General features: G+C 62.2%; 25 protein-coding genes. 9 read left to right on the forward strand and 16 right to left on the reverse strand.

Going from position 1 to position 26,715, the window contains the following annotated elements; all coding sequences use genetic code 11:
- The first annotated feature begins 53 nt into the window (after positions 1-53).
- A complete protein-coding gene (locus BLT65_RS04625; protein WP_244186419.1) occupies positions 54-677 on the forward strand; it encodes a hypothetical protein in 624 nt (207 codons plus the stop codon).
- A gap of 173 nt (positions 678-850) precedes the next feature.
- Here the strand turns inward: BLT65_RS04625 and BLT65_RS04630 are convergent, their stop codons facing one another.
- The 5 genes from BLT65_RS04630 to BLT65_RS04645 form a co-directional block, all read right to left on the reverse strand.
- Entirely contained in the window at positions 851-1,777 is a 927-nt protein-coding gene (locus tag BLT65_RS04630) for a DUF4231 domain-containing protein (protein WP_091775302.1), read from the reverse strand.
- A gap of 577 nt (positions 1,778-2,354) precedes the next feature.
- Positions 2,355-2,570, reverse strand: coding sequence for a hypothetical protein (locus BLT65_RS47800; RefSeq protein ID WP_244186420.1), 216 nt, complete (start codon positions 2,568-2,570; stop codon positions 2,355-2,357).
- Positions 2,570-2,935, reverse strand: a complete 366-nt coding sequence (locus BLT65_RS47805; protein WP_244186421.1) for a hypothetical protein — start codon at positions 2,933-2,935, stop codon at positions 2,570-2,572. Before BLT65_RS47805 ends, BLT65_RS47800 begins: the two co-directional genes overlap by 1 nt.
- A gap of 103 nt (positions 2,936-3,038) precedes the next feature.
- Positions 3,039-3,617, reverse strand: a complete 579-nt coding sequence (locus BLT65_RS04640; protein ID WP_091775305.1) for a hypothetical protein — start codon at positions 3,615-3,617, stop codon at positions 3,039-3,041.
- A gap of 403 nt (positions 3,618-4,020) precedes the next feature.
- Positions 4,021-4,980 (reverse strand): LysR family transcriptional regulator, encoded by a 960-nt coding sequence (locus BLT65_RS04645; RefSeq protein ID WP_091775308.1) that lies wholly within the window; start codon positions 4,978-4,980, stop codon positions 4,021-4,023.
- 131 nt (positions 4,981-5,111) lie between these two features.
- Here BLT65_RS04645 and BLT65_RS04650 point away from each other — a divergent pair, with 131 nt between their 5' ends.
- The 3 genes from BLT65_RS04650 (at position 5,112) to BLT65_RS04660 (ending at position 10,152) form a co-directional block, all read left to right on the forward strand.
- Complete coding sequence (locus BLT65_RS04650; protein WP_007583786.1) at positions 5,112-6,278, forward strand: mandelate racemase/muconate lactonizing enzyme family protein; 1,167 nt, start codon at positions 5,112-5,114, stop codon at positions 6,276-6,278.
- A 185-nt stretch (positions 6,279-6,463) separates the two neighbouring features.
- Positions 6,464-7,819, forward strand: coding sequence for a C4-dicarboxylate transporter DctA (gene dctA / locus BLT65_RS04655; protein WP_091775312.1), 1,356 nt, complete (start codon positions 6,464-6,466; stop codon positions 7,817-7,819).
- Positions 7,820-7,854: 35 nt separating this feature from the next.
- Positions 7,855-10,152, forward strand: a complete 2,298-nt coding sequence (locus BLT65_RS04660; protein WP_091775315.1) for an NADP-dependent malic enzyme — start codon at positions 7,855-7,857, stop codon at positions 10,150-10,152.
- 232 nt (positions 10,153-10,384) lie between these two features.
- On the opposite strand, the gene BLT65_RS04665 is transcribed toward BLT65_RS04660, so the two are convergent.
- A complete protein-coding gene (locus BLT65_RS04665; protein WP_091776101.1) occupies positions 10,385-10,843 on the reverse strand; it encodes an HrpB1 family type III secretion system apparatus protein in 459 nt (152 codons plus the stop codon).
- A gap of 312 nt (positions 10,844-11,155) precedes the next feature.
- On the opposite strand from BLT65_RS04665, the gene BLT65_RS04670 reads away from it, so the two are divergent.
- Positions 11,156-11,863 carry a hypothetical protein gene (locus BLT65_RS04670; RefSeq protein ID WP_091776104.1) on the forward strand — a complete coding sequence of 236 codons (708 nt, stop codon included), beginning with the start codon at positions 11,156-11,158 and terminating at the stop codon, positions 11,861-11,863.
- A gap of 70 nt (positions 11,864-11,933) precedes the next feature.
- Here the strand turns inward: BLT65_RS04670 and BLT65_RS04675 are convergent, their stop codons facing one another.
- Positions 11,934-12,440, reverse strand: coding sequence for a lytic transglycosylase domain-containing protein (locus BLT65_RS04675; protein ID WP_091775318.1), 507 nt, complete (start codon positions 12,438-12,440; stop codon positions 11,934-11,936).
- Entirely contained in the window at positions 12,437-12,760 is a 324-nt protein-coding gene (locus BLT65_RS46325) for a hypothetical protein (protein ID WP_143036481.1), read from the reverse strand. The genes BLT65_RS04675 and BLT65_RS46325 overlap by 4 nt, the downstream gene beginning before the upstream one ends.
- 260 nt (positions 12,761-13,020) lie before the next feature.
- On the opposite strand from BLT65_RS46325, the gene BLT65_RS04685 reads away from it, so the two are divergent.
- Both BLT65_RS04685 and BLT65_RS04690 read left to right on the forward strand, forming a co-directional pair.
- Positions 13,021-14,022: a phage tail tip lysozyme gene (locus tag BLT65_RS04685; RefSeq protein ID WP_091775324.1), complete on the forward strand. Its 1,002-nt coding sequence runs from the start codon at positions 13,021-13,023 to the stop codon at positions 14,020-14,022.
- A 50-nt stretch (positions 14,023-14,072) separates the two neighbouring features.
- Positions 14,073-15,965, forward strand: a complete 1,893-nt coding sequence (locus BLT65_RS04690) for a hypothetical protein (RefSeq protein WP_091775326.1) — start codon at positions 14,073-14,075, stop codon at positions 15,963-15,965.
- Positions 15,966-16,145: 180 nt separating this feature from the next.
- Here BLT65_RS04690 and BLT65_RS04695 read toward each other — a convergent pair whose 3' ends face one another.
- From BLT65_RS04695 to BLT65_RS04715, 5 genes are all read right to left on the reverse strand, one after another.
- The gene (locus BLT65_RS04695) at positions 16,146-16,865 is read right to left on the reverse strand and encodes a winged helix-turn-helix transcriptional regulator (RefSeq protein ID WP_091775328.1); all 720 of its coding nucleotides are present in this window, start codon (positions 16,863-16,865) and stop codon (positions 16,146-16,148) included.
- 332 nt (positions 16,866-17,197) lie between these two features.
- A complete protein-coding gene (locus BLT65_RS04700; RefSeq protein WP_091775331.1) occupies positions 17,198-18,250 on the reverse strand; it encodes a catalase family peroxidase in 1,053 nt (350 codons plus the stop codon).
- A gap of 42 nt (positions 18,251-18,292) precedes the next feature.
- The gene (locus BLT65_RS04705; protein WP_091775333.1) at positions 18,293-19,267 is read right to left on the reverse strand and encodes an anti-sigma factor; all 975 of its coding nucleotides are present in this window, start codon (positions 19,265-19,267) and stop codon (positions 18,293-18,295) included.
- 156 nt (positions 19,268-19,423) lie between these two features.
- Positions 19,424-20,359, reverse strand: a complete 936-nt coding sequence (locus BLT65_RS04710; RefSeq protein WP_091775336.1) for an anti-sigma factor — start codon at positions 20,357-20,359, stop codon at positions 19,424-19,426.
- Complete coding sequence (locus tag BLT65_RS04715) at positions 20,356-20,904, reverse strand: RNA polymerase sigma factor (RefSeq protein ID WP_091775338.1); 549 nt, start codon at positions 20,902-20,904, stop codon at positions 20,356-20,358. The genes BLT65_RS04710 and BLT65_RS04715 overlap by 4 nt, the downstream gene beginning before the upstream one ends.
- A gap of 289 nt (positions 20,905-21,193) precedes the next feature.
- Here BLT65_RS04715 and BLT65_RS04720 point away from each other — a divergent pair, with 289 nt between their 5' ends.
- Positions 21,194-21,526, forward strand: coding sequence for a DUF2322 family protein (locus BLT65_RS04720; protein WP_091775341.1), 333 nt, complete (start codon positions 21,194-21,196; stop codon positions 21,524-21,526).
- 5 nt (positions 21,527-21,531) lie between these two features.
- On the opposite strand, the gene BLT65_RS04725 is transcribed toward BLT65_RS04720, so the two are convergent.
- A complete protein-coding gene (locus tag BLT65_RS04725) occupies positions 21,532-23,016 on the reverse strand; it encodes an HD domain-containing phosphohydrolase (protein ID WP_091775343.1) in 1,485 nt (494 codons plus the stop codon).
- Between the two features lie 187 nt (positions 23,017-23,203).
- On the opposite strand from BLT65_RS04725, the gene BLT65_RS04730 reads away from it, so the two are divergent.
- Entirely contained in the window at positions 23,204-23,947 is a 744-nt protein-coding gene (locus tag BLT65_RS04730) for an alpha/beta fold hydrolase (RefSeq protein WP_410856054.1), read from the forward strand.
- A gap of 203 nt (positions 23,948-24,150) precedes the next feature.
- On the opposite strand, the gene BLT65_RS04735 is transcribed toward BLT65_RS04730, so the two are convergent.
- Positions 24,151-25,500, reverse strand: coding sequence for an MFS transporter (locus BLT65_RS04735; protein WP_091775345.1), 1,350 nt, complete (start codon positions 25,498-25,500; stop codon positions 24,151-24,153).
- A gap of 47 nt (positions 25,501-25,547) precedes the next feature.
- On the reverse strand, positions 25,548-26,705 hold the full coding sequence (locus BLT65_RS04740) for a CaiB/BaiF CoA transferase family protein (RefSeq protein WP_091775348.1): 1,158 nt from the start codon (positions 26,703-26,705) through the stop codon (positions 25,548-25,550).
- Between the last annotated feature and the right edge of the window lie 10 nt (positions 26,706-26,715).

Genomic DNA, 26,715 nt, shown 5'->3' on the forward strand with positions numbered 1-26,715 from the left:
GCTCGCAGACGGGCGCCGCTACGAGAGTGCGCAAAGGAGATGTGATCTGGATAGTGAGTCAGCTGGATTCCCCGTGGGGACGGCTGCCGCCTGGCATTGATGCACGCTTGTGCGTGCGTCATATCGAAAGAGACGGCGACACTAAAGAAATACGTTTCGAGGCAAGCTCGCGCTCGGTATGGTTGCCGCTCGCCGATGCGAGCTCTGTTCTCGCAAACCTTCGTACTCTCAGCGCACAGGGGCGGACCAGCACGCCACTGTGGCCGCATGACGAGCTTGGGCATCGGATTGGTCACTACCTTCAGTCCATGCGGGAACTGGAGTCCGCAGCGCCCCTCATCGCATGGGAGAAGAAGCTTGCCAGGCGTCCTTTGAGTTTCGTGAGCTACCGCATTTGCGACGGGACGAAACATGCCTTTTTAAAGTCAAAGAAACTGCTGGAACAGGGAAGGGCGGTGTTCTGGGACAGGTGGTGCCTGCCGCGGCGCCTCGCGGAACGACGGGAAGTGGTGTCGGACGCAGCGCTCGACCGCTATTTGATGATCCAGTTGAAGGCTTGCGCGACAGTGTTCGGTATTGAGTCGCCGCTCTATTCGGAGCCGTCGAGCTACTCGGCGAAGGAGCGTGATGCCGCCCGCCATCTCGGCACCTATCGTTCCGTCGGTGTTGCGGGCTGAGTACGTCTGGTGATTCGGCCAGTCAGTCCTCACGACGCACGAGCAGCATTCCGGTTAACCGTGGGCGGCGAGGCCGGATCTTTTCTTTGCGTTATTTCTATTTAACCAATCCCGAATAGTTGGTTGCCCAGTCTCCGAGACGTTTTCGTTGTGACAAACCCTTCCGTATGAATTCAGGAGTTCAGTGTCGCCGTCGACGATGTCGCCGGGCGCTTCAGGAAATCTGTGACCCATGCGTCGTTTTCGCCGTTCATGATTCCTTCTGCATCGAGTATCAGTGCGTTATCCGCTTCCGGATCGGGGCGTGCCTGCGTGGTGATCTTCCACATCGCAAGGCGCAATTTCAGTCTCTCTGCGGCGAGACGGTAAGTGGCGGCAAGCCGCTGGTAGCGCTGAGCCAACGCATAAGCACCAATCGCGGTGGTAATCGCACTGAGCGTGGCCACCCAGGCTTCGATTTGCGCTCCCGCATGGATGGCACCCAGAGCGGCCAGCGCGGCCGCAATGCCGCTCAGCACTTGTATTGCCAGCGTGCAGCGGTGCGCGTTTCCTTCATTCTTATTCGCCTTATCGGAGTAGAACGTGACCTGGTCGCCGATTCGCACCGTTGCATACTCCTGCACAGTCAGCGGATGCGCGGGGCAACCCTTGCGGGCGTCTTCGCCCTTGACCTCCAATGCGGGCAAGTCTTCGCCCTCGGTCATGAGTTCCTTTATTTTTTCGAGCAGCTTCTCACTCTTGTCGCCACTGTCGTACGGCGGCACGCGCGTGGCATAGCGATATCCTTCTGACTTGGCCCGCTCGGCGAGCGCACGTGTGCGAATCCAGTCTTTCTCGTACGTCGAGTCGAGCATCGAGCGGGCAGTCCAGGCCGCGAGCGCCATGGCGACCGCACTCGCGGCGCTCAGGATGCGCGTGACGATAGTGAGATCCGCAAACCAGTTGGGAAGCTGTGCGGCCAGCGTCGCCAGCACGGCGCCCGTCACGGTAAAGGCCAGTGCGTACAATCTCCACCGGTCAAGCTGACTCCGGATGGCCCGCGCACGTGAAGCCCAGCCACGGTATTGGCTCCAAACCAGTTCGAGGGCTGCGTCGTCCATCTCATACTCCTCAAGTCGTGGCCCGGACCGGAATGCGTACAGTCCGCGGTGGCACCAAGGCAACTACGTTTAGCGGATCACTCCAGGACGGGCGGGTGCGAGACCCCACCGGCTCTCAGATCAACTGCTTCGTGTCGATGTTTGCGAGCGCGAGATTCGGCTCGACATCGTCAGGACGCGCGCTTTTGAGCGTCTCCCAGTTCTATGGCCGGGGTAATGAGGTCCGCGTCGTGTATTTGACAACTCGATGGATGATGCGGCATACCGTGTCGGCCAACGAGAGGGAAATGTTCGCTACCGCACATTGGCATTCCCCATTTGAATTGGGCGTTTGGATAAACACGACAACGCTTGAAAACGCGCTTTTTAACCTCAACAGAGAGCACGCACATCAGGCAATGTCGACAAACGTGCAAATACGCGGTGAATTCAGAACGGAAACTGAAATAGTCTTTGTGTGCCAGTCTTTAAGTGGCAATGAAAAGGTCTTGCCAATTCATTCTACTTTTAAGTCACACGGTGGTTTATCTGGCAGCTCGAACCCGCACTTTATTCGCAGGGAAACAGCAGACCTGGGTCATTTTTTGCGCGCTTCCAGATACTGGTACAGCGAGCCTTTGAAGTTCGATGGCGCGGGTTCGCCTTTGCGTCGCGCCTTGTCCATCGACAAGTTGTGATTCATGTCGGCGGCCTCGAAGTGCAACTGTTTGCCAAGCCGTTTCGCGTAATCGTATTCGTCCCGCGCGATGTCTCCGCCTCCGATAAAGATCAATACGTCCGAGGCTTCGACCATCACTCTCGATGTCGGTGAAGGCGTATCTGTCTTTTCGATGTAACCGCCCCAGCGACGTCTTCAATGACGAATACGGTCTCGACGTCTTCCGCAAACTTCACTTGCTCCTTCACCGCGTTCGAGGACACGATACCGATAGTCTGGAATCCGCGTGACGATGCAAGCGCGTACGAGGCGCCGATACCCATCGGCGTCGCGCCGGAACAGACGATGTCGGCGAGCGGGTCCAGCGTGTCGAGCCAGCCCGACAACATTCGCTCGACGGATCGTTGATCCTCGTAGCCTGCCGAAGAGAAACCCGAAAACGTCACGACCCGGCGATTCAGAGCTCGGATCTCACGCAGCGCTTCGTCGATATCGCTCATGTGATGGATGTGTGTTTCGCTATGGTCAATCATCTGTTATCGCTCGTGGACTGGGATCCTGGGTATCGGGTCCGTTTTACCGCAGCCGAGTTACGCCGATGCTTCAAGTCGTTCGAACAGCCTTGCGGCGCAGCTGGCCGACCGATAGCCACACCGAAGAAGCGAGAAAGTAGACGGCGCCCACCGCCGCGTAGCCGGCCACTGTGACAATGGCAGGATGGATTGGCGCGCGGCTTTGCGCCAGAAAAAATGCCCCTGCCAATGCCGACTGTCCGCCGCTTAAGACCATCGCCCATTGCGCGCCCAGGCGCCTCCAACGACGGACGGCGGTGGCGAGCTGAAGCAATCCGGAAAGTATGGCCCAAACGCCAAATACGCCCAGCACCCAGTTCAATCTCAATGCGACGATCACAGCAACCGTTGTAGTGGCACTGATGATGACGTTGATGGCCTGGGTACGATTTTCAGCCAATCCGCCGCTATGCGACGCGTCGATGTAATTGGCCAGAGCGTCCCATGCGGGATACACAACCAGCAGTGCAACTGCGCCGGCCGGGAAGTGCTGCCCGACGGAGAAAGCAAGTACGGCCCAGAGCGCGGAAAACGCGGTACGGACAAAATAGTAGCGCGTGAGCCAGCGTTCGTCCTGAGCTCGAGTGATATCTTCCTGGCGATCAACCATTGCAACTCCCTAAAGGATTTTAATGAACGTGCCGAAGGGAAGGATCGCACTGGGCTTGCCTCGGTGGCATCGGTCAAATGACCGACCGTGAACGACTAGCGCGTGTGGGCCGATCCGCTGGTCAATCACGCGCTGCGTGATGGCGAGAGAATCAGTAAAGAATTCGTAGCGGTTATACCGGTTGCATCTGAATAGTGCCGCGCGTGGTTGTCCGATTGACATCGGGTTCGTCGGTTAAAGGGGACGTCCAGCACGCGAGGTTGAACGTCGCCTCTCGCTAGAGCGGAAGGGCCGTTGAGGGGCCTGTACGCGCTCATCGCATCATCCCAGACTCCACCACAAAGCGTCTTTCGATAATGCAACGCGAAAGGCCGCAGTGGTCAGCCTGACCAGGACGCAAACCTCACGTCTTCCGTCCCCCTCTCTTCTTCTGAGCATAAATCGCAGCCCCCGTTTCTACCGGAATAAACGGCGCCTGAAAATGATCGATCAGAAAATCGATAAATGCCCGTGCGCGCGCCGTCTGGTTCCGCTGGCTGGGATAGTAGACAAACAGATCCGCCGACGGCAGTACCGTATCCGGCAGAACCAGTTTCAACCTGCCGCTCTGAACGTACTTCGCCAGATCCCATTCGGAACGAATCAATATCCCATGTCCGTCAAGCGCCCACCGCAGCACGATATCGCCGTCATTGCTTGAAAGCGCGCCTTTGACTTTCAGCGCTTCGGTGTGGTCGCCCTGCATGTACCGCCAGACGCCATACGCATCATCGTTCTGGCGATGAATGATGCAACGGTGCCGAACCAGATCCTCCACGCGCTCCGGTGTCCCGAAACGTTCGAGGTATTTGGGTGAGGCACAGAGAAACCGGCGATTGCTCATGATGCGCCGTGCGCTAAGCCGGCTGTCGGGAAGCTCGCCAAAACGGATCGCCATGTCGAATGCTTCCTCGACCAGATCGATGGGCCGGTCGGTCACTTCAAACTGGATTTCCACATTGGGAAACCGTTTCGCGAAATCGGACACGAGTGGCGCGATGGTCGTGCGCCCGAAGCCGAGCGTTGCATTGATCCGTAGTAGCCCATGCGGGTCGGACCTGGACCCGGATATCTCATCTTCCATCTGCCGGACTTGCCCGACGATCTGCGTCGCGTAGCGCAGGTAGGTCTCGCCTTCCGGCGTGAGGCTGACACTCCGCGTCGTCCTGTTGACCAGGCGCGCCCCCAGTCTCTGCTCGATCAGCCCCAGCCGTTTGGTCGCCGCCGGCGGGGTGAGGTCGAGCGCGCGCGCCGCTCCCGACAGGCTCTTCAGCCTGGCGATGAGGATGAAAAACTCGAAATCGGATGCCGAGTCGGTCGTCACTTCGTTTTGTTCACCAAAAGTAAAAAATGAAATGAATTCAGGTGAATTCTAACGCCTCATTCCGCGGATAAGCTAGTTTCCATTGCAGCCAGACGCATGCAAAACGTGCCCAAAACTCAGGAGACGCCATCATGAGAATCGTTGAAATCCGCGAAAAGACCGTTCCGATCAGCTCGCCGATCCGGAATGCCTACATTGACTTCAGCAAGATGACGCTGAGTCTCGTCGCCGTGGTGACGGATGTCATCCGGGACGGAAAGCCGGTGGTGGGTTACGGCTTCAATTCCAATGGCCGTTACGGTCAGGGCAAGCTGATGCGCGAGCGCTTCATTCCGCGCATCCTCGAAGCCGATCCCGCCACGCTCGTCAACGATGCCGGCGACAACCTCGATCCGCACAAGATCTGGGCGACGATGTTCACGAACGAAAAGCCGGGCGGCCACGGCGAGCGTTCGGTTGCCATCGGCACGATCGACATGGCGATCTGGGATGCGGTGGCCAAGATCGAAGGCAAGCCGCTGTTCCAGTTGCTGGCGGACCGTTATGGCAATGGCCAGCCCAATCGCAAGATCTTCGTGTATGCCGCAGGCGGCTACTACTACCCGGGCCAGGACCACGAGAAGCTGAAAGACGAAATGCGCAGCTACATCGACCGGGGTTATACGGTCGTGAAGAAGAAGATTGGTGGCGCTTCGCTCGATGAAGATTTGCGCCGTATCGACTCGATCCTGAGCGTGCTGCAAGACGGCCAGAAACTCGCCGTCGATGCCAACGGCCGCTTCGATCTCGACACCGCGATTCAATACGCGAAGGCGTTGTCGCAATACGACCTGTTCTGGTACGAAGAACCCGGCGATCCGCTCGACTTCGAATTGCAGGCCACGCTGCGCAACTACTACGACAAGCCGATGGCGACGGGCGAAGACCTGTTCTCGATGCAGGACGCCCGCAACCTGATCCGTTATGGCGGCATGCGCCCCGATCGTGACTGGCTGCAGTTCGACTGCGCGCTCAGCTATGGCCTCGTCGAATACCTGCGCACGCTCGACATGTTGCATCAGCACGGCTGGTCGCCGAGCCGCTGCATTCCGCACGGTGGACATCAGATGTCGCTGAACATCGCGGCAGGCCTTGGTCTCGGTGGCAACGAATCCTATCCGGACCTGTTCCAGCCGTACGGCGGCTTCCCCGATGGCGTGAAGGTGGACGGCGGCTATATCACCATGCCCGATCTGCCCGGCATCGGCTTCGAAGGAAAAGCCGATCTCTTCGCCGAGATGCAAAAGCTCTCTGCATAAGCCGCTAGTCGGCAAACTCGCGAGAAATGTGCCGACAAGCGCGCCGAACAGCGCGTCGGCGCAGCGTTCATAAAAACAGATAAACGGAACGCAGGCGAAATGAGGCCGTACACGCCGCAGCGCTACATGCCGCTGCGGTACACAGCCTTACTTTCATTAAAAGATGCCACGCATAGGAGACAGTCATGCGGGTTTCAAAGATCGGAAAATCGCTTTCCAAACTCTACGTCCAGGTTCTGATTGGCATTGTTGCCGGTGTCCTCGTCGGACATTTTTTCCCTGACATCGGCTCTCAACTCAAACCCCTAGGTGACCTGTTCATCAAACTGATACGGATGCTGCTCGCTCCGATCATTTTTGCATCCGTCGTGGTGGGGATTGCCCGCATGAATGACCTTCATGAGGCCGGTCGGGTTGGCGTCAAGGCGGTCGTCTACTTCGAAATTGCATCGACGATCGCGCTTGCGGTCGGCCTCGTGGTGGTGAACGTGATCAAGCCGGGCAGCGGCATGAACATCGACCCCGCGCATATCGATAGCTCCGCGATTTCCACTTACACCCACGCGGCACAACAGCACGGCATGCTTGAGTTCTTCATGAGCATCGTTCCCAACAGCATTGTTGGAGCGTTTGCGAATGGAGAGATTCTGCCGATTATCTTTTTCTCGCTGCTGCTCGCCATCGCGCTCGCGAAGCTCGGTCCGCGCACCGCACCGTTTGTCGACATGCTCGATATGTTCCTTCAGGGCATGTTCGGGGTCGTGCGAATCGTGATGTATGTCGCGCCGATCGGTGCGTTTGGCGGCATGGCATTCACCATCGCGAAGTATGGGATTGGCACGCTGGCTTCGTTTGGTCAGCTGATGCTGTGTCTGTACCTGACCTCGATCTTCTTCGTGGTCGTCGTGCTCGGCCTCGTCATGCGCCTGAGTGGGCTGTCGTTGTGGAAGTACCTCCGTTATATCAAGGACGAGATTTTCATCACGCTCGGGACGGCATCGACGGAAGCCGTCCTCCCGCAAATGCTCATCAAGATGGAAAAGCTTGGGTGCTCACGCCCCGTGGTCGGGATGGTGTTGCCGACGGGCTATACCTTCAATGCCGATGGCACGGCGATCTATCTGACGATGGCCTCGATGTTCGTTGCGCAGGCGATGAACATCCACCTGACGATCTGGGATCAGTTGTTGTTGCTCGGCGTGCTGTTGCTGACGTCCAAAGGGTCGGCGGGTGTCGCCGGAGCGGGATTCGTGGCACTGGCGGCCACGCTCGCCACGATGCACAAGATTCCTGTATCCGGACTGGTGCTGCTGCTTGGCGTCGACCGTTTTCTCAACGAGGCGCGTGCGGTGACGAATCTGATCGGTAACGGCGTGGCGACGATCGTGGTTGCTCGCTGGGAGGGCGCGCTCGACATGAACAAGGCCCGCGCGATGCTCGACCGCTCTGACACGAGCCTCGAAGCGCTGGAGACTGCCGAAGACGCGTCGATGGACCTGCCGCACCCGAACGACACCATTTTCCGGTCCCACACTCACTGAGTCGTCAGGCCAACCTTTTTGTGAGCACCGCCGCCATGACAAAACCATCCGAGACAACCAGCTTCCGCCAGGCAGCCCTCGACTATCACGAGTTCCCGACGCCGGGCAAGCTGACCATCGCCCCGACGAAGCAGATGATCAACCAGCGTGATCTCTCGCTGGCCTACTCACCCGGGGTTGCGTTCGCGTGCGAGGAAATCGTCGAGAACCCGCTGAATGCCGCGCGCTTCACTGCGCGCAGCAACCTGGTCGGTGTCGTGACGAACGGTACGGCAGTGCTCGGCCTGGGCAACATCGGGCCGCTTGCATCGAAGCCGGTGATGGAAGGCAAGGCGGTGCTGTTCAAGAAATTCGCCGGTATCGACGTGTTCGATATCGAGTTGAACGAGTCAGACCCGCACAAGCTGGTGGACGTGATCGCGGCACTCGAGCCGACTTTCGGCGGCATCAACCTCGAGGACATCAAGGCGCCGGACTGTTTCGTCGTCGAGCGGGAATGCCGCAAGCGGATGAAGATTCCCGTCTTCCACGACGACCAGCACGGCACGGCAATCGTCGTCGCGGCGGCGATCATCAATGGTCTGAAAGTGGTGGGCAAGCACATCAAGGCGGTGAAACTGGTGGCCTCGGGCGCTGGCGCCGCAGCGCTCGCGTGTCTCGACCTGCTTGTCGACCTCGGCTTGCCACTCGACAACATTCTGGTCACGGATCTGGCGGGTGTGGTCTACAAGGGCCGTGTCGAACTGATGGACCCGGACAAGGCGCGTTTTGCGCGCGAAACGAGCGCGCGTACGCTCGCCGAAGCGATCGGCGATGCGGACGTGTTTCTCGGCCTGTCGGCGGGCGGCGTGCTCAAGCAGGACATGGTCAGGCAGATGGCCGCGAAGCCGCTGATTCTTGCGCTCGCCAATCCGACGCCGGAGATTCTGCCGGAACTCGCCCTCGAAGCACGGCCGGATGCCGTTCTGGCGACGGGCAGAGCCGACTTTCCAAACCAGGTCAACAACGTGCTGGTGTTTCCGTTCCTGTTCCGCGGCGCGCTGGATGCGGGCGCGACGACGGTCACGCGCGAGATGGAAATTGCGGCCGTCCATGCGCTTGCTGAACTGGCGCGGCAGGAACAGAGCGACATCGTCGCGACGGCTTACGGCATTCGAGATCTGTCGTTCGGTCCTGACTATCTGATTCCGAAGCCGTTCGATCCGCGTCTGATCGTCAAGCTCGCGCCCGCTGTTGCGCAGGCCGCGATGGATTCGGGCGTCGCCACGCGTCCGATCGAGGACATGGAGGCGTACAGGCAGCATCTGCAGCAGTTCGTTTATCAAAGCGGCACGACCATGAAGCCGATCTTCCAGCTGGCGCGTCGCGTCGAGCCGGAGAAGAAGCGCATCGTGTTCGCCGAAGGCGAGGAAGAGCGCGTGCTGCGCGCGGTACAGATCGCCGTCGACGAAAAGCTCGCGAAGCCGATCCTGATTGGCCGTCCGGCTGTGATCGAGCAACGTATTGCGAAATTCGGCCTGCGGCTTGTCAACGGCCAGGACTACACGATCGTCAACACCGACCACGACGAACGCTACCGCGACTTCTGGCAGACGTATCACAAGATGATGTCGCGCAAGGGCTTCACCGAGCAGATGGCAAAGCTGGAGATGCGCCGCCGCACCACGCTGATCGGCGCGATGCTGGTGAAGCGCGGTGAGGCGGACGGCATGATCTGCGGCATGGTGAGCACGACGCACCGGCATCTGCACTTCATCGATCAGGTGATCGGCAAGAAGAAAGGCTGCAATGTCTACGCAGCGATGAACGCGCTGGTGCTGCCGGGTCGGCAGATTTTCCTGGTCGATACGCACGTGAATGTTGATCCGACCGCGGAAGAACTGGCCGAGATCACGATCATGGCAGCGGAAGAAGTGCGGCGCTTTGGCATCGAGCCGAAGATCGCGCTGCTGTCGCATTCGAACTTCGGCACGAGCAACGCGCCTTCTGCGAAGAAGATGCGCGATGTGCTGGCCATCTTGCAGGAACGCGCGCCACACTTGCAGGTGGACGGCGAAATGCACGGCAGTCTCGCGCTCGACCACACGTTGCGCCGCGAAGCGATGCCGGATTCGACGCTCGAAGGCGACGCGAATCTGCTGGTATTGCCGAACATCGATGCCGCCAATATCTCGTACAACCTGCTGAAGACGGCGGCGGGAAACAACGTCGCGATTGGCTCGATTCTGTTGGGCGCCGCGCAGCCGGTCCATGTGTTGCCCGCATCCGCTACGGTGCGACGCATCGTCAATATGACGGCGCTGCTGGTGGCGGATGTGATTGCGCAGAACTAGCCGCGACGTTCGAACACCAGCATCGCTTTTTATATGCTTTCTGCCAATCTCCGTGTTGGCAGAAAGAGAAGGGCGATGCTCCCATTCCGCCTGAGGGGCACTCTGGCAATTTCCGTCTTTCCAGCCTCACGACAAGCGCCCCAGTCTCGCGAATACCGTTCCTCTGCAGCAGACGCGCGACCCGTGCCCGCCAAGGTCAACGCAATCGCACTGACACTCGCTGCCATCGCCATCAACTATGCTCCAGCGCGCGATTTGTCTCGATTGCAGCGAGCACGCGCGTCGAGAGTTCCGGGCCATGAACGCTCGCAGCTTCGTCATTGTGTACGTTCAGGAACCGCGCGACGATCGCGATAGCCGTGTCGTTGCCCGTATCGACGGCGTCCGTCGCGGCGCGGCGCCACTCGTCGTCGTGCTGCATGAAAAGGCACAGCGCATACAGGGCCGACACGACGGGCAGATTCGCGTGACGACTCGTCACGTGGCGCAGCAGGCTCGCGGCTTCGCGCCATTCCGTCTGGTTGATCAGCAAACGCGCCTCGCACACGTCGGCAAGCGGGCTGTCCGGCTGCCACGCGCGCAACGCCCCGAGCACGTCATGCAGCTCGGGCATGGCGCCGATGCGCATGCCGCCTGAAAACACCGACATCATCGCGTTGAGCACGGATGGACTGCATTGAAGATTCGACATGGCGGTCTCGCATGAACGGTTGACGATCGAAAGCGGGCACACGCCCGACACTGCATTCTGTGTGCGGCGTCGCTTCCGGTCTTTCCAGTGCGCGAAGCATCGTGCCGCGTGCCGAAGCGCGTCCTCGACGCGTTTGAAGAGTGGACAACGTTTCAGCACGCTGCAGCGAGTCAACTGCATGCGTCATTCGCGACGCGTCACGCGGCTTCGCGCCGCATGGGTGTGGAGTACTCGCATGAATCTATCGTCGAGGCTGAATCGGGATCGGGCAAAGATCGCCGGTTCGTCTTCTTTTTAACCAGAGAGAATTCGATGAACTCCATTACCCAATCCTTTCTCAACCCCGTGAACTACACGCCTGTCGGCGGCATGACGGGCGGCGCGTCGCAAGCCGTGCCGGGTCAGGGCGGCGACGTCGGCAAGCTGCTGCAGGATCTGTCGCAACTGATCGACGGCCAGCAGAACAACGCGGGCGGCGGGAACAACGTCAGCCAGTTCCTGCAGGATCTGGCGGGCGTGCTCGGCGGTCAGCAAGGCGCGCAGGGTGCGCAAGGCGCGCAGAATCCCGCTTCGCCGATGGGCGGTCAGCCCGGTTCGATGCCGCCGACGGGCTCGGCCACGGGAACGCCCGCTGGTTCGGCGACGGGTTCGCCGACGGGCGCGGCGGCCAGCAACGGCCTGGGCACGGCCGGCCAAGGCATGCACAACATCAAGATCAACAGCAAGGCGGGCGGCGACGCGCTGCATCTGCAGGAAGACTCGCAGGGCAACCTGTACAACGCGAGCGGCAACAACGTCGGCCATATGGGCGCGGACGGCTCGGTCACGTTGAACTCGGGCGCGACGAAGGAAGCCGCGATTCTCGAAACGGGTCATTCGAACGGCAAGATGAACATTGCACAGGTGTTCGGCGGCGGCGGACTGACGAAACCGGACACGGGCGATGGCGGCAACAAGGTGTTCGATTCGTCGCAGGTGTCGGTGTCGTCGGGCGATCTGAACCAGAAGAACGACGTCTGATCGAAGTCGCGATGCGGCGCGCGAGATTCGTCGGACGCGCCGCTGTTTTGCTAACGGCTTCGCAGTACGCTCAACGCGCGGCCAGCGATGCCGCCGTCACCGGTACCGCATGCGCAGGGTCGCGCCGCCAGCGTTCGATGATCGCGGCAATGCGGCGCGCGTAATCGTCGCGCAGCGCAGGCGTCGACGAATGATAGGCGCCCACGGCCGTCCACGTGTTGCCGTAGCGGACCACCTGTTTGCGCAGATGCCACGCGGCGATATAGACGTTCTTGCACGGCACCATCAGCGCGTCGCGCCGGATGCCGTATCGCTCGAGTTCCGGCAGGTGGATCGAGTTGATCTGCATCACGCCGTAGTCGGTCGAGCCGTTGGCGTTCGCGTGCGTCGCGTCGGCGTTGTTGTGCGATTCCTGCCACGCGATCGCGCGCAGGATCAGCGGATTCAGACGTTGCCAGGCGGCGGCATCGTCGAAGCAGTCGGCGTGGGCCGCGGGCGTCGCAAGTGCAGTCGACGCGCACAGCAGCGTGCTGGCGATGCGCAACGCGCGGCGGTTCGTGCGGCGGCCTGGGTTCATGGCGTCATTCCATCGCGCGACCGCATTTCGTGCCAGTGGGCGAGCCACGCGTTGTACGCGTCGATGCGCGCTTCGCGGCGTGCTTCAGCGAGTCGTTCCTGTTCGAGACGCGCGTCTTCGCGATGTGCTTCCTCGCGATGTGCGTCGAGACGCCTTTGCTCCGCGCGCGCTGCTTCCAGATGTCGCGCTTCGATCCTGTCGTCGTCTGCGTTCACGTGAAGCAACCCGTCGTGCTGTGCGTTTTGCGCGGACGCGTGAGCGCAGAACGCGACTGATAGCGACATGGATAACGTAATAGCGGCGCGTCCAGAGAGGCGCATTGACTGGCTCCTTTATCAGGCGGAATGAGCGGGCGGGATGCGATGCCAACGAGGATACGAGCCACGCCGCATCCAACGTCCGCGCGACGCGAAGTATCAGTACGGACAAACGAAGCACACGGCGGCACGCTGCGCTTTCGTGTTTGCGCATCTGGCTTCGTGCGCCGCGCGGTCCGACAGCTGAAGGGCTTTTATCGTGACGCCACCAGGTCGACGCAATCGATACGGCGCATCGTCGGCCTTCTCCTTAGAGGACTCGGATGAACACTCTTTCTCTTCTCAACGGCGTAGGTGGTGTGTCGGGGCTGTCGCCCGTTGCGGGCGTGCAGGGCAATGGCGCGTCTCAGGACGCGTCGGTTGCGAATCTGCTGAGCGATATTGCGAAGCTGATCGACGGCGGCGGGGCCGCACAAGGCACGGGGCAGAGCGCGGGAACTGCGGGTGCATCGGCGGGCAACAATAGCGGTCTGTCGCAGTTCTTCGCCGATCTCGCCGCCATGCTGCGCGACCCTGACGGTACGGGCGCGCAAGGCGGCGCGGGTGGTGCCCCAGCGGGTGCGCCGTCTGGCGGTTACGATAATTTTGCAGCGATGCCCGGCAGCGGGACGCCTGTCGGCGGCTATGGCGCAGGCGGTGGTGGCAGTGGAGCGGCCGGCTTCGGCAATAGTGGCGCAATCAACAACCCCGCAGCCAATGGCGCGAGCACTAACGGCGCAGCCGCTTCCGCGTCATCTTCAACGCCCAGCGCATCTTCCGGCGCATCACCCGAAGGACTCAGCACCGCGCCGCAAACACAAGCCTTGTCGCCTGCGCAAAGCAAGCAAACCGCCGATGCCTACGTCAGCAATCTGCAAAAGGACTTCGGGCTCACCAAGGATCAGGCGGCGGGCATCGTCGCGAACCTGTGGCACGAAAGCGGCGGCATGAACTCCGGCATCAACCAGGGCGGCAAGATCGGCGCGCCGAGTTCGAACATGGCCGACGACAACGCGAACGGCTACGGCATCGCGCAATGGGGCGGCACGCGCAAGCAAGGTCTGCTCGACTACGCGCGCCAGCACAACCTCGATCCGTCGAGCGAGGCCGCGAACTACGGTTATCTGAAACAGGAACTGCAGACCTCGCAGGCGGGCGCGATCGCGGCCGTCAAGGGAACGAATAGCGCACAGGCCGCGACGCAGGCGTTCTGCAATGCATTCGAGCAGCCTTCTGATCCGCAGATGGCATCGCGTCTCGGGTATTTGAACCAGATTCTTGCGTAAGGCATCACGCCGCGTGTTCGCATTCCAATCCACTGCCGACGAGCCTTGCCATGCTGAAAACGACGAACCTCTCCCCGCATGTCACGACCTGCACCGCGACGGATACTGCCGCCGATAGCCCGCGTCCGCGGCAGCGAACCGCGAACTCGCCTCCACCGCCAGCGGGTCCGCGTCCGATGCCCGCGCCGCTCGCGCAGCTGAGATCGCACGCGTCTTCGTCGACGAACGGCGACGCACGGGTGGGCCGCAATGGCGCGACGTTCTCAGCCAGCACGGCCAGCGCACACGATGAGCAGCGGCCACGCATTGCGGCAAAAGCACCCGATAAGCCGTTGCCCGCGTTGCCGCCGGCATCGGACGAAGCGGGGCCGTCTCATGCAGCACCTTCATCAACTGCATCGAAGATAAACGCTCCTTCGCAACCGCCGTCACGCACGCCTTCCATCGCGGAGGCCACCGACACCACGCCCAATGATGCCCCGCAAGATCCCGGCTTCAGACTGCCCGCACGTTCGCAGCGTCTAGGCCAGCCCGTCTATCGCGACAAACCCGGCTTCTCGCTGCTGGAGACCAACAAGCTGCGTCCGGAGGCGTCGGTGGCGGGTGCGATCGGCATCGGCACGCACACGACCGCGGGCGCGGCGACGGGCGCTGTGGTCGGCGGCAGTTTGACTGCCGCGCACGAGGCCGTCGGCGCGCTCGTCAACGGCCACGCGTTCTTCGCCGCGCGAGAGCGCAAGCAGCGCTATGGCGAACAACTCAACAGCATGCTGCAGGACGATCTGAAGAAATTCCAAAGCGATATCGACAACGGCGTGCCGTTACGGCCCGAGACGATGATCCTCAAGCGCAAGAACGGCATTCAGAAAACCAGCGATCTCTTCACCAAGCCGGGAGGCACTGCGCCAGAAAATGCACAGACAAACGCAAAAACGAAGACCCGCCCCAACGCCGAACTCGACTACGACATGGACGCGGTGCGCAAGCTCGCCGCATCCGACGATCCCGAACTGAAGCAGCAAGCCGCGCACGCGAAGAACGTGCTGCTCACCGCCTTCCTCAAGGACGACGTCGCCGCCAAACAGGGCAATCGCGCGGCCTACGAATTCATCCGCAACACGGTCGCGATCGGCGCAGCGACGGCGACAGCCGTGGGCACGCATGGCGCGTCGGTGGCGGCTGCGGGCTCGCATGCGGCGGCGACAGCAGCGAGCGAACGCATCGCGGGCAGCGCGCTCGCGGGCGCCGGTGCGCTCGACGTCGCCAAGGGCATCCGCGGGCTCAAGCAGCGCATGCGCGACGAGAAGGCGGAAGTGGCGGGCAGCTACGAGTTGCACAAGCGCAAGGCGTTCGCCGATTCCGTCGTCGGTGAAAACGCGGACCCGCAGATGAGGCAGGCCTTCGACGATCTCGGCGATGCGCGCGGCAAGCTCATCAAGGACACACACCTTGCGTTCCGCCAGCAGGCGCATACGCAGGCCGGGCAGGAGCGCTACGGCAAGATTTTTCCCGGCACGATGATCGACGAGCGGAAGTCCACCGCCGCGAAGAAGGAAACGCGCGATCTGGTCGGCAAGCATGCGCATGCTGTCATCGAGTATCAGATGGGCCTTGGCGACCCGGTCAAACAGAAGACGATCGCAAACCAGTGGAACACGATCATGCAAAGCGGCGGCACACGGCAGACGCGCGCGCGACAATTCGCCAAGGTGATCGACGCCGATCCTGGCATGAAGAACGCGTATCAGTTGCTGCGCGATACGGGCATGGGACGCAGCGAGTCGATTTACACGATGCAGCGCATGGTCGAAATGTCGATCGAATCGAAGCTGGCGAAAGACCCGGACATGGCCACGTTCGGCGGCAATGCCGACTTCGCGAAAGACGACGCCGCGCAAAAGGCGACGACGAGCCGTTTGACGTCGGCGTTCGCACGCCGTTGACGCATGCGCGAAGGGTGGCTCGCATGCGTGAACGGGCGCGTGACAAAGAGCATGGAGAAAGGGCATCGGTTGCGGGCGGTTTGCCGCATCGCCGGGCGCGTGCATCGTGTGCCGCGCGGGCCGCATTCGTCCAGTACTTTTGCCTCTTCACAGTCGACACTGTGTTGCTCGAAAACCCGCTCACGCGGCCATCGGCTGTCGACTGTCGGCCGCCTCGTCATGCCGCGCGATAAAGACATAGCCGAGCGAGTAGACCGTTTTCAGTTGCGACCCGTCGCGGCCATCGAGCGCGAGCTTCGAGCGCAGCTTGTAGATGTGCTGTTCGAGCGAGCGTCCCGCAAGGTCGGCGTCCTTGCCCCACACGGCGTTTGCCAGTTGCTCGCGGCTCATCAGCGAGCCCGCGTTCATCAACAGCAGCCATGCGAGGCTCAGCTCGCGCGCGGTCAGCGCCACGCAGCGCTCGCCGAAGCTCACCGTGCGCGCTGTCCGGTCGATCGTATAACCCGCCACCGTCAGCCGGTCGACCACGCGCGAGCCGCGGCAGCGCGCAATCGAGCGCCGTGCGCGCGCCATGATTTCGTCGACGCTCGCGGTGCCGATCACGACTTCATCGACGCCCGCATCGAGCGCCTCGATCACGGCTTCGCTGTCCCACGAACGGCCGATCATCATCACGGGCAGATCGGTGCGGAAATGGCAGGTGCGCCACTTGAGTGTGGCGAGCGCGGGAATCTGGCTCTGTGTTGCGTCGAAGATGACGAGCGCCGCCGAATTGCGTTGCAGGAAGCGGATCAGCGAAAGCTCATCAGTGAAACGGGTGCAGGATGTGCCGTTCTGTTCGAACGTTTCACTGATCTGTTTGAACAGCACGTCGCTGAAAGTGAAAAAGGCAATTCGCATGTGTACTCCATTACCATCGCGGCGCGACCCAGGCGCGCCGATATCCCCCGTCGTTCTGGTCTGAGGCGCCGTCTATGTTTTTGCAGCGCTCTCGTCATACAGAACACCTGATAGTAAGGGGCTATTCCATCCGTTTCTCAATCGGCTGCGAATGCGAATGAACACGCGAAAAATGCTTGTGGGACAAAGGTTTGCGGGGCGACATGCGCTGCATCGAAAGACGCTACGCAAAAATTTTTTTGCGCTTTAACGCGGCGAAGAACCGTTCGATCGAACGAAGCAACAACGAAACTTGATCGCGCACGCGCCCACTATCTGGGTGAGTCGCGTGCTTACTTGCCTGCCGCGTAGCGTTGCTCTTCATGCACGCGGCGTTCATGCGATTCCGCATACGCGGCGGAACGTGCCTTGAGCAATGGATCGTCGGACGGAGCGATACCGTCGGGCAGCTTCAGCGGATCGAAGCTGATGTCGCGGCATGGGCCGTCGATCTGCGGCTCTTCACGCTGCACGACGAGCGTGCCCACGTCGATCTGCGTGCGGTTCGCGGGCCATTGGCGTGTCGCATCGTTGGTGACGTCGCCGGGTTGCGCGAGCGTGATGACCATGTGCCAGCGCACGGGACCTTGCCGCAGGCGCTCGGCAAGACCGCGCTCCAGAAAATCCGTATCGTGCGTTTGCGCATCGGCGAGCGGCGTATAGGTATCGTCGGGTTCGACGCGCCAGCGCACATCCTGCGCGTGCCCGTCGCGATCGATCAGCCGGAACGCCGAGACGCTGTAGTACGCGGCATTGTCGAAGCCCGATGAAGGCGGATGATCGCGCAGCCATTGATCGAAGCGCGCGGCTTCGGGATGCGTCTTCATGAACGCATCCATGCCGGGGTTGCCGCCGTACGTGGTCGCGTCGTGCGCCTGCCGCGAGGCCGCGAGCATCTCGACCAACGCTTCGGGGCTGCGCACGGGGAAGATCGGCGCGGAGTTCATCGCCGTGCGCCATTCGCCGCCGCCCGGCGTCACGATGCGCAGCGCGAGGCTGCGCACGTTCGACGCGCCATCGGCCTGCGCGGGATTGCCGCCGCCGATCGACAGGCGTCCCACTACCTGCGATTTGCCCGCCGCGAACACGCCTGCGCGCGAGAGCGGCGCGGCGTTGCCGTTGCTGTCGAAATAGCCGGTCACGCACACGCCTTTAGCGTGATTGCGCCGAAAGCCCGGGTGTTTGCCGGATACGGCTTCGAAGCCGTCGACGATCTGGTTCGCCGAAGGTTGCGTGCCGAGCAGGCCGCCGAGGCCATGCGAGTACGCATAAGCGCCAGCTATCGAGCCAAGCGTGACGACGGTGAGCGCGCCGCCCGCGACAATGCGGAAGGGAAGTCTGGACATGAATCGACAACGGGTGCAACGCGCGCTACTGCGCGCGCGGCATCAAACTGAACCAAACAGCGGATCGAAACGGCGTTCAGCGATCTCTTTGCCAAGCGGCGCGAGATCGCCATTGCTGGTTGCGCCGATCAGCGCATAGCCGAGATTGGACTCGCGCCACGTGACGACGTTCATCGTGTCGATGCTTTGCGACGCGACGGACTGATTCGCCTTGTTTTCCTTGATCACGCAAAGCGCGACGGGATCGCCTTTCTGCGGCAGATAGATGATCTGCACGAGGGGGCGCCCGTGGAATTTCAGGCGCTGCACGCGGATGAAGCGTAAGCCTGCCTTGCTCAAATCGGGCACGCGCAGCGCAATGCCGTCTTCGTTGCGGATCTCATTGACGGTGCTTTGCGCGTCCGATGAATCGGGCCATAGGTGCGCGACGGTATCGCGCGAATAGAGTTGCTGATAGCTGGCTGCGACCTGTACCCACGGCAGCGAGCCCATCGTCGCGGACGCGACCGTAGTGGTGTTGCCGGACGGCTTACCCGCCTCGTTGAAACCGACGCCGGGCGCGAGCCGCAACACGACTCCGCAGCAGAACGCGCCGCCGACGAACGCAACGGCAAGCCACGCCGGCGCGATGCGCATGCGCGAGCGCACGGGCGCGGAACGCGGCATGTGCGCGTCGTGTTCGATCGCGGGGTCGTTCGCGCTTTGCGCGTTGTCGCCTTGCGCAGCGGCGGGTGTCACTGCCTGTTCGGCCTGTTGGGCTTGCGCGGTGGCGCGCAGCTTCGCGGCTTCCGTATGCGCGCGGATCAGATCGTCGACCCGCTTGACGAGGCTCGCCGGAACGGGCGGCAGTGTCTGCGCCGCGAACGCCTCGCGATACGGCAGGCGCGACGCCTGGAAAAGGGCGACCTTATCCGCGAGCTCCGCGTGGTCGCGAAGTTCGTCTTCGATCTGCTGACGTTCCTGTGGCGATAGTTCGTCGTCGACATACGCCATCAGCACGGTATCGTCGACTTTCATACGCTCGGGCCTTGGTCGGGAGTGCCGCAACACTCGAAATCATTCATGTCACAGCGCTGTCACAGCTATCTGACTCTTAAGTATAACGTCCTGTCCGCACATGCGGGCAATGCTCCGATTTGATGTGCTTCCGCGCGAAGAACCTTGCATGCGCTGTCAACTTTCTACGGGTCGTACGGGCAACGGCGCCAGGCTGAACATCGCATCGACATCGCGCTTCGCGATCAGCTTGCCGAGCTGGCCGAGATCGACCTGGCCGGCTGTGCCGATCAGCGCGTAGCTCAGCTCCGACTGCCGCCACGTGACGACGTCCATGTCGTCGATCTTCTGCTGCGCGAGCGACTGGTCGGGCTTTGCATCCTTCACGACGCACAACGCGACCGGGCCGCCCGTTTTCGGCAGATAGACGATTTGCACGAGCGGCTTGTCGTGAAAGCGCAACCGTTGAATGCGCTTGAACGTCAGTCCTTGCGCGCTGAGATCGGGCACGCGCACGGGCAATCCGTCGATCTGATGGATATCGGCGACGGTTTTTGCCGACACGGCTGCGTCCGTCGCGACGGCCACCGTGTCGCGTGAATAGAGCGCCTGATAACCGGCGGCGGCCATCACCCAGGGCGAAGCGGGTGGTGCTGACGCGACCGTCGCAGCGCCGCCTGGCAAGCCGGTAAGGCCCGGCAACAGCCGCAAGCCGACCACGCAAGAGAACACACCGGCAGCGAACGCGGCGGCAAGCCACGGCGCGGAAAAGCGCATGAGCGAGCGCACGGGCGCGGACGGTGGCAGGCCAATGTCCGGCGGCGCGATGGCGTCGTTCGCGGCGGGTTCGGCGGCGGGGCCGGGCGGCACGGGCGAGGTCGCGCTCGCATGCGTGCGCGAGAGTTCGGCGATCTTGCGCGTCAACGATTCGGGCACGGGCGGCAGTTTCTGCTGCGCGAACGCATCGTGATACGGCAGGCTCGATGCGCGGAACAGTTCGATGCGCTCCGCCAGATCCGGCGAGTCGTCGAGCTCGCGTTCGATCTCGCGGCGCTCCTCGATGTCGAGCTCGCCGTCAACGTAGGCCATCAGCGTGATGTCGTCGACTTTCATGACGCTGAGTCCTTGCCGAAGGTGGCCATTTTCATCGACGGGTTTGGCTTGCTGGCGAACAGCGCGCCGATCGCCTGACGCGCGCGCGACAGCCGGCTCATCACGGTGCCGATGGGAACGTTCAGCGTTTCGGCCGTTTCGCTGTAGCTGAGGCCTTCCACAGCAACCAGCAGCATCACGGCGCGCTGCGCGTCGGGCAGACGCTGCACGGCCTCGATGATCTGCGCGTTCATCGTGATCTGTTCCGGTGTGCGCGCCTTCGGGTCCTCGACCGTTTCGAGAAAGTCGTCGTCCCATTCCATGCTGGAGCGGCTGCGCACCGAACGCGCGCGCAACTCGTTGATCCACGTGGAGTGGACGATCGAGAACATCCAGCTAAGCGGCGCGGTGTCCGCCTGCAACTGATGCGCGCGTTCCAGCCCGCGCACGCAGGCACGCTGAACGAGGTCTTCAGCGTCGTGCTGGTCGCCGGAAATGCGCAATGCGAAAGCCCATAACCTTGGAAGCATCTCGGGCAGCATGCTGGACAAGTCTGCGCCTGTCATTGAAGTCGTTCCTTGCTACTGACTCGTTGGTCTGCCTTCGACGAAGGCATGAGGCCGGTGCGCGGCAAACGTTGGCGCGCCTTAATCTATACGGACGGAGTTCAAGCCGATAATTTTAACGTCGATCCGACAATGTTGCTGACGAGCGTTTTCGGCGCGCTGCGCGTCCGTTCGGGGCCGAAGCGGAAAGGCGAGTGAAAGACGGTCACGGCATGCAAACCCTGGAGCCGCGCAGTCAATCGGCTAAGATACGGCCCGCCAGTCATTTTCGAACCATGGAGTGTTTTCAGTGATTCAACCGGGCAACGTATTCAAGGACAACCTCGCGCAACTGCCGGGCATCGACGGTATCGAACGGATCGATCTCGTCGACGGCAAGGGCGCCGTGGTCGCGAGCATCGAGAACAAGCCGGGCAAGCAGGGCTCGGTTGCCGTGTACCACTATTTGCGCAACGCGTTTGGCACGCTCGACGCGAAGGCCGCCGAACATGGCCTCGCCGTGTTCGCCGAACATACGGCCGACGCGTGCAACCGTCCGGGCGCGCATCCGAATGTCGACCGGCTGCTGGAAATTGCAGCAGGCGGCGAAGCGCTGCGCATCGACGTCGTCGCAGCGGCCTGAGCGCGTCACAGCACGCCTAGCGCCAGCGCCTTGAGCGTGGCGGCTGCGCGCGTCGAGCAGTCCAGCTTGCGAAATACGCTTTCCACGTGCGTGCGCACGGTGCTCGGACTCAACGACAGATCGCGGGCAACTTCCTTGTTGCTCGCGCCGCGCGAAATGCCGCGCAGCACGTCGACTTCACGCGCGGAAAGCCGCGCCGTCTGCGCGCGCGGATTCACTACGCGCCGCTGCGCGACACGCTCGTCGATCAATGCGTTGACGACATCGGCGTCGAAAAGGCCTCGTGCGGCTTCGTCGTGCAACAGCTTCGCCGCTTCGTCGTGCGTGAGCGCTGCACGCCACGGACGCGCCGCGCGCAACGCGACCCACGCGGCGCTCGCCGCGAGAATGCGTGCTTCCATCGACAACGCAGCGCCCGACGCGCCGCGAAAATAGCCCGAGCCGGTGAGCCGTTCATACGCGTATGAACCGAGTTCGGCCGCCTCGGCGAGCGAGCCTGTCTGCTTGCCCGCGCGCGAGGTCCAGTACGGCACGAGACGCGCTTTCTCCCACGCCGCCTGCGACAGACGGGCAGGCGCGTCCCAGACGGGGTTCGGCACGGCCGCGCGCCCCATGCCATGAACGAGACCTGCGCAATAGAGCCGGTTTTGCGCGTGCGCATCGAGCGCAAAGCGCGCCGCGCACGATGCAGCCGTCGCCGCGACACTGCGCGAATAGCCCGTCATCCACGGCAGTTTGAGATCGATGATGTCCGCGACCAGTTCGACGGGCGTGACGTCGTTCATCTGCTGCGTCGACAGCGTGGCATCGATGGACGCCGCGTCGGCCTGTGCGAGTTCGTCGAGCCATTGCGGTGCGAGCCGGACCGCAAGCCGTGCGAGCTTGTCCGGGTAGCGCAAATCGGCGCGCTGGCCGATCAGCGCACTCGCGCGTTCGATCCCGTACGTGCGCGAAAAAATCTCCAGTTCGCCCGCCAGCGCGACCACGAACACGGTGGGGGGCACGTCGCTGCCGGCCAGCCGGTCCGGCGTGCCCGTACCGTCCCACGATTCGAACACATGCCGCAGCGTGGCTTGCGTGTCTTGCCCGAGACCGAGCATGCGCGCCGCTTCGCCCGACACTTCGCAGTGAATCCGCGCGAGCGGTGTCATGACCGCGCTCACATCGCCTTGCAATTCCATCGGGCGTGCCCAGTCCGGCTTGAGCGCGAGCATCGCTTCGCGGCTCGCGACGTCGTCGCCGAGCGCTTCCGCGAAGCCCGACGCGTTCGCCGTGCAGCCCGACCAGCGCAGCAGCGACGCCTCGCACACGGCGACGACGGCCGCTTCGCCGAGTTCGGCGGCCTGTGCGAGGCGTACGGCGAGCCACGCGGTGCGGACGGAGTGGTCGGTTGGCTGGCCCATGCTCAGATCGCCGATGAAGGCGAGCGCCTTCACGGCATCGAAGACGCGAACGACGGGTCCGCCGGATGAGCCTGACGAGGTCTGCATAAAGGTGCGCTGCGGGTCTTTTATCGAGCCTCACTATACCGTGCGCGGTTTCGCGCGAGATCGGTCATTTGACCGATACCCGCGCGCATGGGCGTCTGCGAAGCTTCGTTCCATTCGATAACCCGGTTTGACACATATGGACAGCTCGCTCATGAACTCGCTTATCAGGAAGTGCATCGCCTCCGCCATGCTGGCGGGCGCCGTGTTTTCGTTGCAGTCCGCGCACGCCGCGCAGCCGCAGGATCTGAAGGGCAAGAACGTCGTGCTGGTACACGGCGCGTTCGCCGACGGTTCAAGCTGGGAGAAGGTGATTCCGCTGCTCGAAGCGCGCGGCCTGCATGTGGTTGCCGTGCAGAACCCGCTCAGTTCGCTTGCCGACGATGCCGCCGCCACGAAGCGCGCGATCGACGCGCAGCAGGGTCCGGTGGTGTTGGTCGGCCATTCATGGGGCGGCGCTGTCATCACGCAGGCGGGCAACGACGACAAGGTGAAGGCGCTCGTCTACGTGGCTGCGTTCGCACCTGACAGCGGCCAGTCGATCAACGATGTTGTGAAGGGCAAGCCCGCGCCCGCATGGGCGAGCGAGTTGCAGAAGGACTCAGGCAACTTCCTGACGCTGTCGTCGAAAGCCATCGACAACGACTTTGCGCAGGACCTGAGCCCGGCGCAAAAGCGCATCGTCGCGGCGACGCAAGGCCCGTGGTTCGCCGGCTGCACCGACGACAAGATAACGGACGCCGCGTGGCACACGAAGCCTTCGTACTTCGTCGTCGCGAATCACGACCGGATGATCGATCCGCGTTTGCAGGACGCGATGGCAGGGCAGATCAAGGCGAACGTGACGCATGTCGACACGAGCCACGTGCCGATGCTCAGCAAGCCCGAAGCGGTCGCGAATGCGATCATTGCGGCGGCTGCGAAGGCGCAGTAACGACGTCACGTTGTGCAATCGCCGCGACGCGCCCGGATGCGCGTCGCGGTTTTTGTTTCAGCGTCATCGCGGAAAAATCTCCGCGATCCATTCGACGAAGGCCTTCACGGCCGCGCTCGAATGCGTGCGGTTTGGATACAGGCAGTCGCTTCGCTTAACAGCAGCGGCCAATCAAAAAAGCCAATCGACCGCTGCCTTCAGGCTCAACGCTTCATATTGCGCATCGCCACCGCGATCACGACCGCACCGCATGCAAGCACGGCTGCAGCCAGATAGGAGCCCGCGCTGATATCGTGCGTGGCCGCCGTCAACGCGCCGATAGCCGTCGGCGCGCTCAAGCTGCCGAGCTGCCCGATGCTCGATATCAGCGCAATCGAACCCGCCGACGCGGTGCCTGACAGAAACGTCGCCGGTATCGTCCAGAAGATTGCTGTACAAGACAGATAACCGATCGCGACCAGCGCCAATCCGGCGATTGCCGGCGTGAACGAAGCGTGCGCCGTGCCAAGCAGGACCGCGCCCGCAGCCGACACCAGCGCGCAGCCCGCGAAATGCAGCCGCCGTTCTTTGGTCGCATCCGAGTGACGGCTCGCGAGCACCATGCCGATCGCGCCGATCAGATACGGAATCGCCGACACGAGCCCGATATGCCACGGGTTCGCGACACCCGCTTGCCGGATCACGGACGGCGCCCAGAAGTTCAGCACGCTGCCTGCCCACGTGATCGTGAAATAGCCGAACGCGCACACATACACACGCCAGTTCTTCAACGCTGCGCCGAAGTGATCGATGCGATGTTCGTTCCCATGGCCCTCGCCTTGCAACTCGCGGGCGACAAGCGCCTTTTCCTCAGCCGTCAGCCACTTCGCGGTCGCGGCGGAATCGGGCAGATACCAGAGCGCGACCAGACCGACCAGCACGGGCGGAATCCCTTCGAGCAGAAAGAGCCATTGCCATGCGTGCAGCGTGTGCCAGCCATCGGCGTTGCTGAGAATCCATCCGGACACGGGACCGCCCGTGATACCCGCCACGGCGATGCCAAGCACGAAAGCGGACAGCACCTTCGCGCGATGACGATCCGGAAACCACGACGTGAGGTAATAGACGATGCCAGGAAAGAAGCCCGCTTCGGCAATGCCGAGCGCAATACGCGCGATATAGAACTGCGTCGGATTGCGCACGAACATCATCGACACCGACACGAGACCCCACAGCACCATGATGCGCGCGATCGTGCGGCGCGGGCCGATGCGGCGCAACAGCAGATTGCTCGGCACCTCGAACAGCACATAGCCGATGTAGAACACACCGACGCCCAAGCCATACGACGCTTCCGTCAAGCCAAGGTCCGCGCGAAACTGCAAATGCGCAAAGCTAATATTGACCCGGTCGATGTAGTTGAGCACATAGCAGAGGAACAGAAACGGAATCAGCCGCCGCGCGATGCGTCCAAACAGCTTCTCCGTATCCACCTGCACACTGTCGCTCTTCATCGATTCGGACGGCGGGCCGTCCAGGCCGCTGCGCGTCAGCGCACCGTTGGTCGTTTCCATTACGAGGTCTCCAATATAGTCGTCATTTGATATGTCGGCCGTGCTGCCTACGCGGCTTCGCTCTGCTTCAACGCGCTACGCAACGGCGCCAGCAATTCGGCGTTGTGCTCGCCGAGTGTCGGCGGCGCGATCACGTCGGTCGTGCGCTCGCCGTCGAAAGAAACAGGCGGCCGCACCGTGCGAAAACGCCCCATCTCCGGATGCGATGTTTCAACCAGCAATTCGAGGTGCTTGGCCTGCGGATCGTCGAGCGCTTCGCTGGCGTCGTACATTGGCGCATGCGGCACATCGTTCGCTTCGAGTCGCGCGCACCAGTCGGCGCGGGTACGCTGCGCGAAGGCCGCGCCGAGCAGATCGATCAACGCCTCCTGATTCGCGATGCGTCCCGCGCGGTCGGCAAAGCGCGGGTCTTGCAGCAAGGTCGGCTGTTCGATGGCATCCGCGAGACCCAGCCAGAATTTTTCCGGCGACGACATGTGCAGCGCGAGCCATTTGCCGTCCGCGCACTTCATCACGTACGACTGCGACACGCTCGGACGGCTGTATGGGCCCATCAGTTCATTGGCCGAGTAGTAGTGCGTGAACGCATCGAGATTGAAGTGGCTCATCGCTTCGAGCATCGACACTTCGACCTTGCGTCCGACGCCCGTCCGGTTGCGCTCGTGCAGCGCGCCGAGAATGCCGTACGCCGCATAGAAGCCCGTCAGCGAATCGGCAATCGCGGGACCGACCACGCGCGGATTCTCGGGATTGATCAGCAGGCCGAGAAAGCCGCTGGCCGCCTGTGCGACGGTGTCGTACGCGGGCCGCGTCGCTGCCGGGCCGGTCTGGCCAAAGCCGCTGATCGCGCAATAGATCAGACGCGGATTGATCTCGCGCAAACGCTCGTAGCCCGCGTTCATCCGATCCGCCGCGCCCGGCCGGAAGTTCTGAATGTACACGTCGGCGTCGCGGATCAGCGCGTCGAACAGCGCGAGATCATCAGCGTCTTTCGTATTCAGCGTGACGCTGCGCTTGTTGCGGTTGTAGGTCTGATAGTGCGGGCTATAGAGGCCGCCCTTGAACGCGCGGAACGGATCGCCCGAGCCCGGCTGCTCGATCTTGACGACGTCGGCGCCCAGATCGCCGAGCAGCATGCCGGCCGCCGGCCCCGTGATGAAGGTGCCTTGCTCCAGTACGCGGACGCCTTCGAGAACTTTGGTCATGCAACAACTC

Origin of the sequence: Paraburkholderia steynii, assembly GCF_900100565.1 — a bacterium.
GTDB classification, from domain to species: domain Bacteria; phylum Pseudomonadota; class Gammaproteobacteria; order Burkholderiales; family Burkholderiaceae; genus Paraburkholderia; species Paraburkholderia terrae.